Origin of the sequence: Ferrovibrio sp. (assembly GCF_041906005.1) — a bacterium.
Lineage (GTDB): Bacteria > Pseudomonadota > Alphaproteobacteria > Ferrovibrionales > Ferrovibrionaceae > Ferrovibrio.
Window position 1 is genome coordinate 55,684 of sequence record NZ_JAYRJY010000001.1, and the last position, 14,514, is coordinate 70,197.

The following is a 14,514-nucleotide window of genomic DNA, read 5'->3' on the forward strand; positions in this document are numbered from 1 at the left end:
ACTCAGCCAGCCGTCACTCGGCCGCCGCCGGCAGAACCGGCGAACCCGAATGGTAGGCGTCGATGCGGCGTTCGATCTCGCCGCGGAAATGCCGGATCAGGCCTTGGATCGGCCACGCCGCGGCATCGCCGAGCGCGCAGATCGTATGGCCTTCCACCTGCGTCGTGACTTCCAGCAGCATGTCGATCTCGCGCTTCTCGGCGCGGCCTTCGACCAGTCGCTCCATCACGCGCCACATCCAGCCGGTGCCTTCGCGGCACGGCGTGCACTGGCCGCAGGATTCATGCTTGTAGAATTTCGACAGGCGGGCAATGGCACGCACGATGTCGGTGGATTTGTCCATCACGATCACGGCGGCGGTGCCCAGGCCCGAACGCTGGGCGCGCAGGCTGTCGAAATCCATCAGCACGTCGTCACAGATCGCCTTGGGCAGCAACGGCACGGACGAGCCGCCCGGGATCACGGCCAGCAGGTTATCCCAGCCGCCGCGCACGCCGCCGGCATGCTTCTCGATCAGCTCCTTGAGCGGGATACCCATCTCCTCTTCCACGTTGCACGGCTTGTTCACGTGGCCGGAGATACAGAAAACCTTGGTGCCAGTGTTGTTCGGACGACCGATGCCGGCGAACCATTCGCCGCCGCGGCGCAGGATGGTCGGCACCACCGCGATGCTTTCCACGTTGTTTACCGTGGTGGGGCAGCCCCAAACACCCATGTTGGCCGGGAATGGCGGCTTCAGGCGCGGCTGGCCCTTCTTGCCTTCCAGGCTTTCGATCAGCGCGGTCTCCTCGCCGCAGATATAGGCGCCGGCGCCGCGATGCACGAAGACGTCGAAGTCGAAGCCGGTGCCGCAGGCATTCTTGCCGATCAGGCCTGCGGCATAGGCCTCGTCGATGGCGCCCTGCAGGTTCTCGGCCTCGCGGTAGAACTCTCCTCGAATGTAGATGTAGGCGGCCTTGGCGCGCATGGCAAAGCCGGCGATCAGGCAACCCTCGACCAGCTTGTGCGGGTCATGCCGCATCATGTCGCGGTCCTTGCAGGTGCCGGGCTCGCCCTCGTCGGCATTCACCACCAGATAGCTGGGGCGGCCATCAGACTGCTTGGGCATGAACGACCATTTCAGGCCGGTCGGGAAACCCGCGCCGCCACGGCCGCGCAGGCCGGACTTCTTCATCTCCTCGATGATCCAGTCCTGGCCTTTCTCGATGATGGCCTTGGTGTTGTCCCAGTCGCCGCGCTTGCGGGCGGATTCCAATCGCCACGACTGCTGGCCGTAGAGATTGGTGAAGATGCGGTCTTTGTCCTGAAGCATGGGGCTGGCTCCGCCTCAGTCGTCATTCCCGCCAGCCGAAGCTGCGGGATTGAAAGTGGTGAGAGTGGTGGCGCCGCCCTGCGGCTCGGACGAAAGCCGGCCGTTCTGCGGGCCGGGCTTGGGCGTCTCGCCGCGTTTCAGCGCCTCGAGGATCTTGCCGGTGCTTTCCTCGTCGAGATCCTCGTAGAAATCGTCGCCGAGCTGCAGCATCGGGGCATTCACGCAGGCCCCCAGGCATTCCACCTCGATCACGGTGAACTTGCCGTCCGGCGTGGTTTCGCCCGGACCGACGCCCAGATGTTTCTTGCAGGCGCTCAGCACCTTGTCGGAACCGCGCAGCCAGCAAGGCGTGGTCGTGCAGACCTGCACGAAATGCGTGCCAACGGGGGCGAGGTTGTACATCGTATAAAAGCTGGCCACTTCCAGCACGCGGATCGCCGGCATGCCCAGCAGATCGGCGATATAGCGGATCGCGGCCTGCGGCACCCAGTTGTTGTGCTGCCGCTGGGCGATGTCGAGCAGCGGCATCACGGCGCTCTGCTGCCGGCCTTCCGGATACTTGGCGATATGCTTCTTCGCCAGCGCCATGTTTTCTGACGTGAACTCAAAGCTGGCGGGCTGCAGCTCCGGGGGTGCGATATGGACGCCACTCATCGGTCGATCTCCCCGAACACGATATCCATGTTGCCGACGATGGAGACGGCGTCGGCCAGCATGTAGCCCTTCGACATGAAGTCGGTGGCCTGCAGATGCGGGAAGCCCGGAGCGCGGATGCGGCAGCGATACGGCTTGTTCGAGCCGTCCGACACCAGATACACGCCGAACTCGCCCTTCGGCGCCTCGACGGCGGCATAAACCTCGCCCTCGGGCACGTGATAGCCTTCGGTGTAGAGCTTGAAGTGGTGGATCAGCGCTTCCATCGAGCGCTTCATCTCGCCGCGCTTGGGCGGCACTATCTTGCGATCGTCGGACGCGACCGGGCCGCCGGGCAGGTTGGCAACCACCTGCTCGATGATTTTCGCGCTCTGGCGCATTTCCTCGATGCGGCAGAGGTAACGGTCGAAGCAGTCGCCGTTCTTGCCCACCGGAATATCGAAATCGTATTTCTCGTAGCCGTCATAAGGCTGCGACTTGCGCAGATCCCAGGCGATGCCCGAACCACGCAGCATGACGCCCGAGAAACTCCAGTCCATCGCGTCCTTGGCACCGATCACGCCGATATCGACGTTGCGCTGGCGGTAGATGCGGTTCTCGGTCAGCAGACCCTCGATATCATCGATCACCTTCAGCATGCGCGGCAGGTATTTGACGATATCCTCGGCCATGCCCTTGGGCAGGTCCTGGTGCACGCCGCCGGGCCGGAAATAGGCGGCATGCATGCGGGCGCCGGAAACGCCCTCGTAGAATTCCATCAGCTTCTCGCGTTCCTCGAACCCCCACAAAGCCGGCGTCATGGCGCCGCAATCGAGGGCATGCGTGGTCACGTTCAGCAGGTGGTTGAGCAGGCGGCCGATCTCGGCGAACAGCACGCGCACAGCCTGGCCGCGCGCCGGCACTTCCAGGCCCAGCAGGCGCTCGGTGGCGAGCGCGAAGGCATGCTCCTGGTTCATAGGCGCGACGTAATCCAGGCGGTCGAAATACGGCACCGCCTGCAGATAGGTTTTGTGTTCGATCAGCTTCTCGGTGCCGCGATGCAGCAGGCCGATATGCGGGTCGCAGCGCTCGACGATCTCGCCGTCGAGTTCCATGACCAGGCGAAGCACACCGTGGGCCGCCGGATGCTGCGGCCCGAAATTGACCATGTAGTTGGCAATGGAGACTTCGGCCATCTTACTTCTGCCCCTCGCCTGCCTTCTCGTCGCCCGGCAGCACGTATTTCGCGCCTTCCCACGGGCTCATGAAATCGAAGCGGCGGAATTCCTGGTTCAGCTGCACGGGCTCGTAGACCACGCGCTTCTGCGCCTCGTCGTAGCGCACCTCGACATAACCGGTGAGCGGGAAATCCTTGCGCAAAGGATGCCCCTCGAAGCCGTAATCCGACAGGATGCGGCGCAGATCCGGATGGCCGGAGAACATCACGCCGAACATGTCCCAGGTCTCGCGCTCGAACCAGTTGGCCGCCGCATAAACGCCGGTCACCGACGGCACCGGCGTCTCCTCGTCGGTGCTCACCTTGATGCGGATACGCTGGTTCAGCTTGAGGCTGAGCAGGTGGTAGACCACATCGAAGCGCTGCGGCCGCTGCGGCCAGTCGAGGCCGGTGATGTCGACCAGTTCGGCGAACTGGCAGTTGCCATCGTCGCGCAGGAAGGTCAGCACCTTGACGATACGCTCGGCCGGCACGCGGATGGTGAGTTCACCGCGCGCCACCGAGGTCTCGATCAGGTCGGCGCCCAGACCGGCCGACAGATGGTCGGCCAGGTCGCGCAGCGCCTGTTCCTGTTCGCGCAGAAGGGCCTTGGCTTCGCTCATCGCTTCAATCCCTTCAGCGGGCGATCGTGCCGGTGCGCCAGATCTTCTTCTGCAGCTGCAGAAGGCCGTAGACCAGCGCCTCGGCGGTCGGCGGACAGCCGGGGACGTAAACGTCGACCGGCACGATGCGGTCGCAACCGCGCACCACCGAATAGGAATAGTGATAGTAGCCGCCACCATTGGCGCAGCTGCCCATCGAGATCACGTAGCGCGGCTCGGCCATCTGGTCGTAGAGCTTGCGCAAGGCCGGCGCCATCTTGTTGGTCAGCGTGCCAGCCACGATCATCACGTCGGACTGGCGTGGCGAGGCCCGCGGCATCGCCCCGAACCTGTCGAGATCATAGCGCGCCATATAGGCGTGGATCATCTCGACGCCGCAGCAGGCCAGGCCGAAGGTCATCGGCCACATCGAACCGCTGCGCGCCCAGTTGGCCAGCTTGTCGAGCGTAGAGATCACCACGCCCTTGTCGGCCAGCTCGTCCGACAGATCCTTGAAGAACGCATCCTGCGAGGAACCAAGCTGCATGGCCGTATCGGTTTTCTGGGGCGCCGTCTGCATGGCGTTGCTCACTCCCATTCCAGCGCCCCCTTTTTCCACTCATAGATAAAGCCGATGGTCAGCACGCCCAGGAAGGCGAGCATGGACCAGAAGCCATAGACGCCGATCTCGCCCAGCGAGATGGCCCAGGGGAACAGGAAGGCGACTTCCAGGTCGAAGATGATGAAGAGGATGGCGACCAGGTAGAATCGCACGTCGAACTGCTTGCGGCTGTCGCCGAACGGCTCGAAGCCGCATTCGTAGGTGGAATTCTTTTCCGGGTCCGGCGCGCGCTTGGCGGCCACGAAGGGCAGCAGGGCCAGAACGGCGGCCAGCACGATGGCGAGGCCAAGGAATAGGAGTATCGGCAGATATTCCCGCAGCAGGGCGTCCACGGTCATTCCCCTCCGAAAAAAAACAAGTCTCCCCGGACTGGTCCCACCCCGCCCAAGGTCGGTGGCTGTTCTAGCCGTTTCCTTCTCGCGCTGCAACACGCTGGCCCGGCGCAAATAAATGGCAAGTCACGACGCTTTCATCGCTTTTTCTGATTGCCATCAAATAAATCACCTATCGCCGGTGGTAGCGACTCCGTCCACGGAGCGCATCGGCGCATGCCGGCGCCAAGTCGGCTGGTTTCGGGCAAACGAATCGCGTAGCCTGCATAGAGGGGTGGTAAGGCATGATGGTTGGGGGGCTCCGGTGAAGACTGCGCCGGCAAAAATAAGCGTTATCGTTTCCACATATAATTCGCCGGTTTTCCTCGAAATGGTGCTGCGCAGCCTGGCGCGGCAGCATCTCGACGGCCATACGGCCTATGAAGTCGTCGTCGCCGACGACGGCTCAGGCGGGGAAACCCGCGCATTGATTGAGCGGCTACGGCCCGAGATGCCCTGCCCGCTGCTGCATGCCTGGCAACCCGATACGGGTTTCCGCCTAGCCGAATCGCGCAACAACGCCCTGCTGCAGGCCAGCGGCGATTATGTCGTGTTCATGGACGGCGACTGCATGGTCCTGCCCGATTTCATTGCCACCCATGCCCGGCTGGCCGAGCGCGGCTGGTTCGTCGCCGGGGCACGCTGCTACATCAAGCAGGGGCAGACCCGCAAAATGCTGGCCGACCCCCTGGCCTGGACCCGCCCCGGCCGCCTGGCCTGGTTCGCCCGAGCCCTGCTTGGCGGGGCCAACCGCCCCTTCCAACTCATCAGCCTGCCAGGAAACTGGCGCCGCCATCGTCACCCTGACCGCTGGCAGAGGGTGCAGACCTGCAACCTGGCCGTCTGGCGCGACGACATAGACCGGGTGGACGGTTTCGACGCCACCTATGTCGGTCATGGCCTGGAGGATTCGGATTTCACCCTGCGGCTGCTGCGCGCCGGCCTGCGGCGCAAATCCGGCCGCTTTGCCTCGGTGGTGCTGCATCTGTGGCATCCGCGCCCCACCGGCACGCGCAGCCCGAATGTCGAACGGTTCGAAGCCCTGGTCGCCAGCGACCGCCAGCGGCCGGTGATCGGGATCAGCCACCTGGCCCCCGCCGGCAAGGAAATCGCCTGACCGCATTCATTTGAAGCAGGCAAACAAAAACCCGCTCCAAAGCATTGGGCGGGTTCCGTTTTTCCGGATTGCGCGGAAATGGCGAGAGTGACGGGACTTGAACCCGCGACCTCCGGCGTGACAGGCCGGCGCTCTAACCAACTGAGCTACACCCCCGCGGCAGGCGGCGGTTTACCCTTCGCCCCTTCCGATGTCAAGCACGGCTCCGGGCCGTCAGCGCAATTCCGGCAGATTTATGCGTGGGTGGGCTCGAAGGCCGTCAGGCCTTCCAGTTTGCCGACCAGCTTTTCGCCGGCCTGACGGGCACGGCGTTGCACCGCGCCCTGCAGCTTGCGGAAAGCCTTGGTCTCGATCTGGCGCACGCGTTCCTTGGTCACGCCCAGCCGACCGCCCAGTTCTTCCAGCGTCGCTTTCTCATCGTTGAGCATGCGCTCGACGATGATGAGCTGCTCGCGCGGGCTGAGTTCCCTCAACGATTCCGTCAGCCACACATGGCGCAGGCCGCCATCCATCTTGCTGGTGACGATTTCCTCGGGATTGGGGCCCGGATCGACCAGGAAATCCTGGAAGGCGTCGCCGCCCTCCTCGCCGCCGACGGTTTCGTTCAGCGAATGGTCGCGGGCCGCCAGGCGCTGGGCCATGTTGGTCACGTCATTCGGCGAAACCTTGAGCGCGGTGGCGATCTCGTCACGGGTGGCGTTGTCCAGCGTCAGCGTGCCGCCGCCGGCGCGTTCCAGTTTGGCGCGCAGCCAGCGCAGATTGAAGAACAGCGCCTTCTGGCCGGCCGAGGTACCGGAGCGCACGATCGACCAGTTGCGCAGCACATATTCCTGGATCGAGGAGCGAATCCACCAGGACGCATAGGTCGAAAACCGGACCCCGCGCTCGGGATCGAAGCGGTTCACGGCCAGCATCAGGCCGATATTGCCCTCCTGGATCAGGTCGGGCATCGGCAAGCCGTAATTACGGAAACGGGCGGCGGTGGCGACCACAAGACGCAGATAAGCCGTCACCAGCTTCTGCATCGCTCTTTGATCTCCATCAACGCGCCAGCGGCGCGCAAGGCTTAATTCCTCTTCCTCAGACAGCATGGCCTTGGTCATGACGGTCGAGAGGTAGCGCCGGTCGGCACTATCGAGAGTCCGGGGGGCACGCGCGATGGTCATTGTACGTCCTCCATCGACTTTCACCCTGCGCTGCACTACCATTATGTGTCGGCGACCGGGCGGGGGCTTTTGGTATCGTGTCGATACGACCAAATCCTACGCCTCGCCGCCCACCCGCCGCAAGGCTTAATAGCGAGTCGAAACAAAACTGTGATGCCTGTCACCGCACCGTCGCTCGCCACGGCCAAACAGCCGGGCACCGCTCCCCTCTCCGGCCCCTTTCCTGGTGAAAAAGACGCGCTGGCTCAAAGGGTTATCCTTCTATTGGATCGCTTGGGCCGCCTCACTCGCGAATTGCAGTTCGCCGATGGGCTGAACCCGGCCCAATGGGAAGCCCTGCGCTTCATAGCCCAGGCCAACAAATACTCCCGCTCGCCTACCGCCCTGGCCGAATATCTCGGTGCCACCAAAGGCACAGTTTCCCAGACCCTGATCGCCCTGGAAAACAAGGGCCTGATCACCCGCTGCAAAAAAACCTGCGACCGTCGCCAGGTGGACCTCTGCCTCACCGAGGCTGGCCAGGCGATGCTGGCCAAAGACCCGATGCAAACCCTTGAACAGGCCAGCCAGGAAATCGCCGAGGAACTCGGCGGCGCCATGGTAAAGGGCCTCACCCGCCTGCTGCACGACCTGCAGGCCCGCCATCAGGTGGGCGGTTTCGGCGTCTGCCAGGAATGCTCGCTGTTCTGCGTGAATTCCGGCAATGGCAGCCTGGATGCCGCGGACGGTACCTGCGGCTCGACCGGCGAAACCATCGACGGCGACGAGAAGTCGAAAATCTGCATCAATTACAAGACCGTCAGCTAGGTCGGATCGCAGGCTGCATCTCCGCCTGCCGCAGGCTTGACGTAACGTCACGGCTTGCACTGATGCCGTGTGCGACCTAGCGTTCTGGGCTGATCACAGCCTCCACAGAAAAGTCTGGGAAACGTCGCATGAAGTTCACCGGTACCGAGTCCTATGTCGCCACCAATGACCTGAAGGTGGCGGTGAATGCCGCCATCACGCTCGAGCGTCCCCTGCTGGTGAAGGGCGAGCCCGGCACCGGCAAGACCGTGCTGGCGATCGAGATCGCCAAGGCGCTGAACGCGCCGCTTCTCACCTGGCATGTGAAGTCGACCACCAAGGCCCAGCAGGGCCTGTACGAATACGATGCCGTCTCGCGCCTGCGCGACAGTCAGCTCGGTGACGAACGGGTGAAGGACATCCGCAACTACATCAAGAAGGGCAAGCTGTGGGAAGCCTTCACGGCGCCGCAGCGCCCCGTGCTGCTGATCGACGAGATCGACAAGGCCGATATCGAGTTTCCCAACGACCTGCTGCTCGAGCTCGACCGCATGGAATTCTTCGTCTACGAGACCGGCGAGACGATCAAGGCGGCCGTGCGCCCGATCCTGATCATCACCTCGAATAACGAGAAGGAACTGCCCGACGCCTTCCTGCGCCGCTGCTTCTTCCACTACATCCGCTTCCCCGAACGCGAGACGATGGAAGAAATCGTCGAAGTGCATTATCCGGGCGTGCAGAAAAACCTGGTGCGCGATGCCCTGAATGTCTTCTATGACATCCGCGAGACGCCGGGCCTGAAGAAAAAGCCTTCCACGTCGGAACTGCTCGACTGGCTCAAGCTGCTGATGGCGGAAGACCTGCCGGCCGATGCTCTGCGCACCAAGGATCAGGGCAAGCTGATCCCGCCGCTGGCCGGCGCGCTGCTCAAGAACGAGCAGGATGTGCATCTGTTCGAGCGGCTGGCCTTCATCGCCCGCCGGGAGCGTGGTTAAGCACGAGCGCGGCTAGGACATAGCCCCGCCGGGAGGATGCCATGTTCATCAATTTTTTCCTCGAATTGCGCAAGGCCAAGGTGCCCGCCACTTTGCGGGAATACCTCACGCTGATCGAGGCGATGGACAAGGGCGTGCCCGAGTATCGCGTCGAGGATTTCTACTACCTCTCCCGCTCTGCCTTGGTGAAGGACGAGCGTAATCTCGACAAGTTCGACCGCGTGTTCGGCCAGTGCTTCAACGGCCTGTCGTTTATCGGTGCCGGCAACGAAATCACGGCCGAGATTCCCGAGGAATGGCTGCGCAGGCTGGCCGAGAAGGTCCTGACCGAGGAAGAAAAAGCCCAGATCGAAGCTTTGGGTGGCTGGGACAAGCTGATGGAGACTCTCAAGAAACGCCTTGAGGAGCAGAAGGAACGCCATCAGGGCGGCAACAAGTGGATCGGCACCGCCGGCACCTCCCCCTTCGGTGCCTATGGCTACAATCCCGAGGGCGTGCGCATCGGCCAGGACAAATCGCGCAACCGCCGCGCCGTGAAGGTGTGGGACAAGCGCGAATACAAGAATCTGGACGACACCGTCGAGCTCGGCACCCGCAACATCAAGGTGGCCATGCGCCGCCTGCGCAAGTTCGCCCGCGAGGGCGCCGACCTGGAACTCGACCTGCCCGACACCATCAAGTCGACGGCGGCCAATGCCGGTTACCTCGATATCAAGATGGTGCCCGAGCGGCACAACAAGGTGAAGGTGCTGCTGCTGTTCGATATCGGCGGCTCGATGGACGACCATATCCGCGTGACCGAGGAATTGTTCTCGGCGGCCCGCGCCGAGTTCAAGCACATGGAGTTCTTCTATTTCCACAACTGCGTCTATGAGAAGCTGTGGAAGGACAACCGCCGCCGCCACAGCGAATTCCTGCCCACCTACGAGGTGCTGCGCACTTATCAGCACGAATACAAGATCATCTTCGTCGGCGATGCCACCATGAGCCCCTACGAGATCGTGCAGCCCGGCGGCAGCGTGGAGCACTGGAACGAGGAAGCCGGCGCGATCTGGCTGCAACGCCTGCTGGATGCTTATCCGAAGGCGATCTGGCTCAATCCGGTGCAGGAAAAATACTGGGACTTCACGCCTTCGGTGGGCGTGATCCGCCAGATCATGGGCCAGCGCATGTTCCCGCTCACCCTGGAAGGGTTGGAACGCGGGATGCGTGAGCTGAACCGCTGACGCGGTTCAGCTCACCCTGATCAGCGAATCCTGAATTGCCGGACCAGATCGGCCAGCTGTTCCGCCTGACCGTTCAGGGCCTGGGCCGCCGCTGAGGTTTCTTCCACCAACGCGCCGTTGCGCTGGGTCATCTCGTCCATCGAACCGACGGCGGTGTTGACCTGTTCCAGACCCGTCGCCTGCTCGCGGCTGGCGGCGGCGATTTCCGCCACGATATCACTCACCTTCTTGATGGCGGAAACGATCTCGGTCAGCGACGCGCCCGTCTGGTTCACCAGTCCGGCCCCGGTCTTCACCTGGGCGTTCGATTCCTGGATCAGCGCCTTGATCTCCTTCGAGGCGTTGGCAGAACGTTGCGCCAGGGCGCGCACCTCCTGCGCTACCACGGCGAAGCCCTTGCCGGCTTCGCCTGCCCGCGCCGCCTCCACACTGGCATTCAGCGCCAGCAGGTTGGTCTGGAAAGCGATCTCGTCGATCAGGCCCACGATGTCGGAAATCTTGCGGGCGCTTTCCTCGATCTGCGTCACCGCCGAAACCGCCTCGCGGACCACCTCGCCGCCCTTCTGGGCGGTTTCGCGCGCCGTCGTCGCCAGTTGGTTGGCGGCCTGGGCACTGTCGGCATTCTGCTTCACCGTCGTGGTGATCTCGTGCATCGATGCTGCCGTTTCTTCGATTGATGCAGCCTGGCTTTCGGTACGCTGTGCAAGATCCTGGCTTCCGGCCGAAATCTCGCCGGAAGCGCGGCTCACGGTATCGGTCGCCTCGCTGATGTGGCGCACCGTGTCGGCCAAGGTTTCGCTGGCCCGGTTCACATTGTCCTTCAGTTGTCCAAACACGCCGTGATATTCGCCTGTTACCCGGCGGGTCAGATCGCCCGATGCGATACCGGCAACGACATGCCCGACCTCATCGATGGCCTTGGCGACCGAGCCGAGCAGCACATTGATGCCCTCTCCCAGTTTTTTCATCACGCCCGCCAGCGTCGAAGTGTCGATCCGGGTGGTCAGGTTGCCTTCCGCCGCGGCAGAAACGACCTCACCCACCGACCGGTCCAGCATAGCCTCTTGCTCGGCCCGATCCCGTTCACGCTGCTGCCGTTCATTTTCGACATTGCGGCGAAGCTGCTCGTTCTCGATGCCGTTGTCCTTGAATACCTGCACGGCGCCGGCCATACCGCCGATTTCGTCAGACCGGCCGACGCCAGGAACCGCGACATCGTATTTTCCTTCAGCCAGGCTGCGCATGCAGGTCGTCATCTCGGCAATCGGCCGCAAAATCTGCCGGTTCGAAACGATGAATGCGATACCGATCAGGGCCAGCGCAATAAGGCCAACCACGACGGCAAAACCAAGTCCGATCATGCCCGTGACGGTGAGATCGTGGGCCACGGCATTTGCACGTTCGCCGGCCAGGGCCGACAGGGCCAGCACGGTATCGATGGCGGCCGTTGCCTCAGTGAACCATTGCTGTGCCGTCATTGGATAGGGTTGCCCAGCCCTGCCGGCAGCAACCACGGATTGGCGTGTTGCTGCGAACCGGTCCATCACGGCCCGCCGGGTTTCGTTTACACCTTTCACCAGCGCCGCCTCGGCCGGCATCATGGCGACCATCATGTCGAGTTCGGGCCACAGCAGGTCGATCCTGGCCTGCACGCCGGCAAGGAACGCAGCCTGTTCCGGACCAACCGGACGCCCTGCCACAATCAGGCCATTCACGTAGGCGCGTTCACGGCCAATGTTTTCCGAAATGCCCCAGGCAAGATGGGCAATGCCCTGCAACCGCTTCAGATCAAGACGAGCTGATTCCAGATCTTCCTCAACCGCACGCCGCAGCAATTGCGACATGTCGATCAGTTCCGTGAGTTGGGCGACCAGTCGCGGAGCGATTTCGGGCGATCGCTGGTCCAGCGGTTTGGCCATTTCTGCCTCGGCGGTGCGCCGCAGGGCCTCAACTGCAGCCAGCAGGGCCTGGGTCTGCGTCATCCGTTCGTCCACGGTCTTGGAATGCGGCAGCCCCTTCAGCACAGCCTGTGCTTCCCGCATCAGTGCGCTGCTTTTTTCGCGCTCTGCCCCAATCGCAGCCAAAGTCTGGCCGCTGGCAGCGGCCTGTCCGGCCAGCGCGCCATTGCTCAGTCCACGCTCGACGGCAAGGTGCTTGGCCGCGCCGATGAAGGCTGCGGCGATGGTGTTGATCTTCTCGCTGCGCCGAACATCCGAAAGTTCGCTCATCACTCCGGCGCCCAGCCAGGCTGTCAATCCAACAAGAACGAGTGAAATCACGCTCAACAAAATCATTAAACGTGCGCGAATAGTCATGCTTTCTCCCCAGCACACTTTCTGTGCATTTTAGTTAATTATTATCGATTCGATATTGTATATCCATTTTTCATACTACATCTATATGTTGAAAAAATAAAATATTGATTTTGCTTATATTATTTGGATATGCGGGGGATTTTACCGGTATCAGAAATAGAATTGCTGGCTGTTCAACCTGTGTTTTTCGGTATTTTAGTACCGCCAAATCCGCTTATTTTAAGCACAAAAAGAATAATAATTGAGCAATATCAATTTTCTTATTGCATACAATGAAGTGTAAATCTGGCGGGAATAAGGGCCCGGGGGCCCTGTCCAGGGGGAGCGTTTATACGGGGTCAGCCCACTTCGGCTGACAGCGCGTCTTTCACATCCCTGCTGCCGGGATCACGCGCCGGTTCGACGCTGTAGCCGTCGCGGGCCAGGAAACGGGCCTGCATCATCTCGACGGCATATTCCATGTTCGGCGCCGGCACATCGAACAGACGCCCCTCGATCCAGCGATGCGCCGGATGGCTGAACGAACCGGCATCCGCGCCCAGATCCGGGTTGCGCACCACGACCCGCCACGTGCGGTAACGCCGGTCTACGATATCAACCGGGGTGGCCGTATACCCTGCCGGCAAGTCTGTCTCGCGATGACGCTTGTGCAGGGCTTCCATATCCTGCTCGGCGCGCTGCACCTGGGATTGCAGGGTGGCGATATCGTCGCGCAACTGCTGCACCGCGCGCTCGCTCTCGGTGGCGGCGACTTCCAACTCGGCCTTCATGGCAATGAATTCCTCGGCGCGCAGACGCACCCTAGTCCAGGCCGCATGCGAGCGTTCGCCCAGCAGGATGATGATCATCAGCGCGATGCCGATATTGGCCGCCGCCGCCAGGATGCCGATGAATTGCGGAAGCGATATCTCAGGCATCGCCTAGCCGCAGTTTGCCGTCGAAAGGCCGGATCACCATGATTTCCGACAACGCGCCGAACGTCTTCTTGGCGCGCAGCCGGACGGCTTCTTCGTTCGGCAACCCCCAGATCACCAGCCGCGCGGCCCGCCGGCCAGGAAACGGACAGACGGTGGAGCCCGGACCGCTGAACATCTCGTGCATTTCCGGGCCGATCGCCTTCACATACCAGCCGGTCATGCGCGGTTTCGGGATGCCGATCTCGTAAACTACCATGTTGCGCGGATCGCTGAATTCCACCTCGCGCGCCATGATCGAACCATAGGCCGATTGCCGCTCGCCCAGACGCAGTTCCTGCTCGGCCTTGGCTTCCAGCAGATCGTCATACTCGACGCGGATCGTGTTGATGCGCGCCCGCGTCTGTTCGACATCGGCCGCCAGGCGGTCGAGTTCAAAACGGCCGCGCGCATAATTGAATACGTAGCGCTCCAGGCTGTTGGCCCCAAGCGAAACGGCGAAGAACATCAGCAGCGACGGCAGCAGCGCAAAAACGATATCGACGGGATCCATCCCGCGAGCCCCAGAAGTTTTCCCCTGGGGATGACTGTCGGGCAAAGGCCGGACCAAATCAACGGATCATTTGCCGGCGACTCGCCTAGGGCTGCTTTTAACCATAAATCGCAGAAAATGCCTGGAAAAGCGGCACCAATCCTAGTTCGCCGTGGGCGCGTTGGAGACGATGGCGCCAACCGCGACGATGGTGAAGCCGCGATGGCGCGGCAACAGGCGGTCCATCACCGACCGCGCCTCGGACTGGTTGACGGTGGCGACGATATAGGTGCGCCCGGAATCCCATTGGGCGGCGGGGTGATCGGCCGGCGCGCCTTCGGCCAGGGCCGGCTGGCGCGCCACGAAACGCCAGGTGGGGCCATACATGTCGCCACTGGCGATCGGCACGGTGGTATAGCGGAACGGCAGCTCGCGATTGTCGAGTTCGGCCTTGATCTTCTGTATCTCGCGCGCCAGTTCGCCGGCCTTGCCTTCCTTGTTCACCAGATCGGCCTTCTGCTCCTCCATCACGCGCTCCATATGCTGGATGCGCTCGGCCATATCCTCGTATTGGCGGCGCCGTGCCGTGGTTTCGGCAGCGGCCCGCGCCCAGCCCATGCGGCCACGGTCGATCACGATCGCAAGCGTCAGGCCGACCAGCGCAAGGATGATGATGATGGCGAGGATGGAAACGAGATCGGGCATCT

General features: G+C 62.4%; 15 protein-coding genes and 1 tRNA gene. 4 read left to right on the plus strand and 12 right to left on the minus strand.

Annotated features, from left to right (window positions below):
- Nucleotides 1-13: 13 nt before the first annotated feature.
- Genes nuoF through ACE3OO_RS00285 form a run of 6 tightly spaced genes read right to left on the minus strand, consistent with a single transcriptional unit; the run spans nt 14 to nt 4,717 of the window.
- Complete coding sequence (gene nuoF / locus ACE3OO_RS00260) at nt 14-1,312, minus strand: NADH-quinone oxidoreductase subunit NuoF (protein ID WP_374298472.1); 1,299 nt, start codon at nt 1,310-1,312, stop codon at nt 14-16.
- Nucleotides 1,313-1,327: 15 nt separating this feature from the next.
- Entirely contained in the window at nt 1,328-1,966 is a 639-nt protein-coding gene (gene nuoE / locus ACE3OO_RS00265) for an NADH-quinone oxidoreductase subunit NuoE (RefSeq protein ID WP_374298473.1), read from the minus strand.
- Nucleotides 1,963-3,141: an NADH-quinone oxidoreductase subunit D gene (locus ACE3OO_RS00270; RefSeq protein WP_374298476.1), complete on the minus strand. Its 1,179-nt coding sequence runs from the start codon at nt 3,139-3,141 to the stop codon at nt 1,963-1,965. Before ACE3OO_RS00270 ends, nuoE begins: the two co-directional genes overlap by 4 nt.
- A 1-nt stretch (nt 3,142) precedes the next feature.
- Nucleotides 3,143-3,784 carry an NADH-quinone oxidoreductase subunit C gene (locus ACE3OO_RS00275; RefSeq protein ID WP_374298478.1) on the minus strand — a complete coding sequence of 214 codons (642 nt, stop codon included), beginning with the start codon at nt 3,782-3,784 and terminating at the stop codon, nt 3,143-3,145.
- A 13-nt stretch (nt 3,785-3,797) separates the two neighbouring features.
- A complete protein-coding gene (locus ACE3OO_RS00280; RefSeq protein WP_374298479.1) occupies nt 3,798-4,361 on the minus strand; it encodes an NADH-quinone oxidoreductase subunit B family protein in 564 nt (187 codons plus the stop codon).
- The gene (locus tag ACE3OO_RS00285; RefSeq protein WP_374304642.1) at nt 4,352-4,717 is read right to left on the minus strand and encodes an NADH-quinone oxidoreductase subunit A; all 366 of its coding nucleotides are present in this window, start codon (nt 4,715-4,717) and stop codon (nt 4,352-4,354) included. Before ACE3OO_RS00285 ends, ACE3OO_RS00280 begins: the two co-directional genes overlap by 10 nt.
- Nucleotides 4,718-4,835: 118 nt before the next feature.
- On the opposite strand from ACE3OO_RS00285, the gene ACE3OO_RS00290 reads away from it, so the two are divergent.
- Nucleotides 4,836-5,873 (plus strand): glycosyltransferase, encoded by a 1,038-nt coding sequence (locus tag ACE3OO_RS00290; protein WP_374298481.1) that lies wholly within the window; start codon nt 4,836-4,838, stop codon nt 5,871-5,873.
- A 79-nt stretch (nt 5,874-5,952) separates the two neighbouring features.
- On the opposite strand, the gene ACE3OO_RS00295 is transcribed toward ACE3OO_RS00290, so the two are convergent.
- Nucleotides 5,953-6,029 (minus strand) — tRNA-Asp (locus ACE3OO_RS00295).
- 77 nt (nt 6,030-6,106) lie between these two features.
- Nucleotides 6,107-7,039, minus strand: coding sequence for an RNA polymerase factor sigma-32 (locus tag ACE3OO_RS00300; protein ID WP_374298483.1), 933 nt, complete (start codon nt 7,037-7,039; stop codon nt 6,107-6,109).
- A 273-nt stretch (nt 7,040-7,312) separates the two neighbouring features.
- On the opposite strand from ACE3OO_RS00300, the gene ACE3OO_RS00305 reads away from it, so the two are divergent.
- The 3 genes from ACE3OO_RS00305 (at nt 7,313) to ACE3OO_RS00315 (ending at nt 10,046) form a co-directional block, all read left to right on the plus strand.
- Entirely contained in the window at nt 7,313-7,846 is a 534-nt protein-coding gene (locus ACE3OO_RS00305; protein WP_374298485.1) for a MarR family winged helix-turn-helix transcriptional regulator, read from the plus strand.
- A gap of 128 nt (nt 7,847-7,974) precedes the next feature.
- Nucleotides 7,975-8,820 carry an AAA family ATPase gene (locus ACE3OO_RS00310; protein WP_374298487.1) on the plus strand — a complete coding sequence of 282 codons (846 nt, stop codon included), beginning with the start codon at nt 7,975-7,977 and terminating at the stop codon, nt 8,818-8,820.
- Between the two features lie 41 nt (nt 8,821-8,861).
- The gene (locus ACE3OO_RS00315) at nt 8,862-10,046 is read left to right on the plus strand and encodes a VWA domain-containing protein (RefSeq protein WP_374298489.1); all 1,185 of its coding nucleotides are present in this window, start codon (nt 8,862-8,864) and stop codon (nt 10,044-10,046) included.
- A gap of 20 nt (nt 10,047-10,066) precedes the next feature.
- Here ACE3OO_RS00315 and ACE3OO_RS00320 read toward each other — a convergent pair whose 3' ends face one another.
- The 4 genes from ACE3OO_RS00320 to ACE3OO_RS00335 form a co-directional block, all read right to left on the minus strand.
- The gene (locus ACE3OO_RS00320) at nt 10,067-12,274 is read right to left on the minus strand and encodes a methyl-accepting chemotaxis protein (protein ID WP_374298490.1); all 2,208 of its coding nucleotides are present in this window, start codon (nt 12,272-12,274) and stop codon (nt 10,067-10,069) included.
- Nucleotides 12,275-12,699: 425 nt separating this feature from the next.
- On the minus strand, nt 12,700-13,278 hold the full coding sequence (locus ACE3OO_RS00325) for a hypothetical protein (RefSeq protein WP_374298492.1): 579 nt from the start codon (nt 13,276-13,278) through the stop codon (nt 12,700-12,702).
- Nucleotides 13,271-13,828, minus strand: a complete 558-nt coding sequence (locus ACE3OO_RS00330; RefSeq protein ID WP_374298494.1) for a hypothetical protein — start codon at nt 13,826-13,828, stop codon at nt 13,271-13,273. The genes ACE3OO_RS00325 and ACE3OO_RS00330 overlap by 8 nt, the downstream gene beginning before the upstream one ends.
- A gap of 141 nt (nt 13,829-13,969) precedes the next feature.
- Nucleotides 13,970-14,512 (minus strand): hypothetical protein, encoded by a 543-nt coding sequence (locus ACE3OO_RS00335; protein WP_374298496.1) that lies wholly within the window; start codon nt 14,510-14,512, stop codon nt 13,970-13,972.
- Nucleotides 14,513-14,514: the final 2 nt, after the last annotated feature.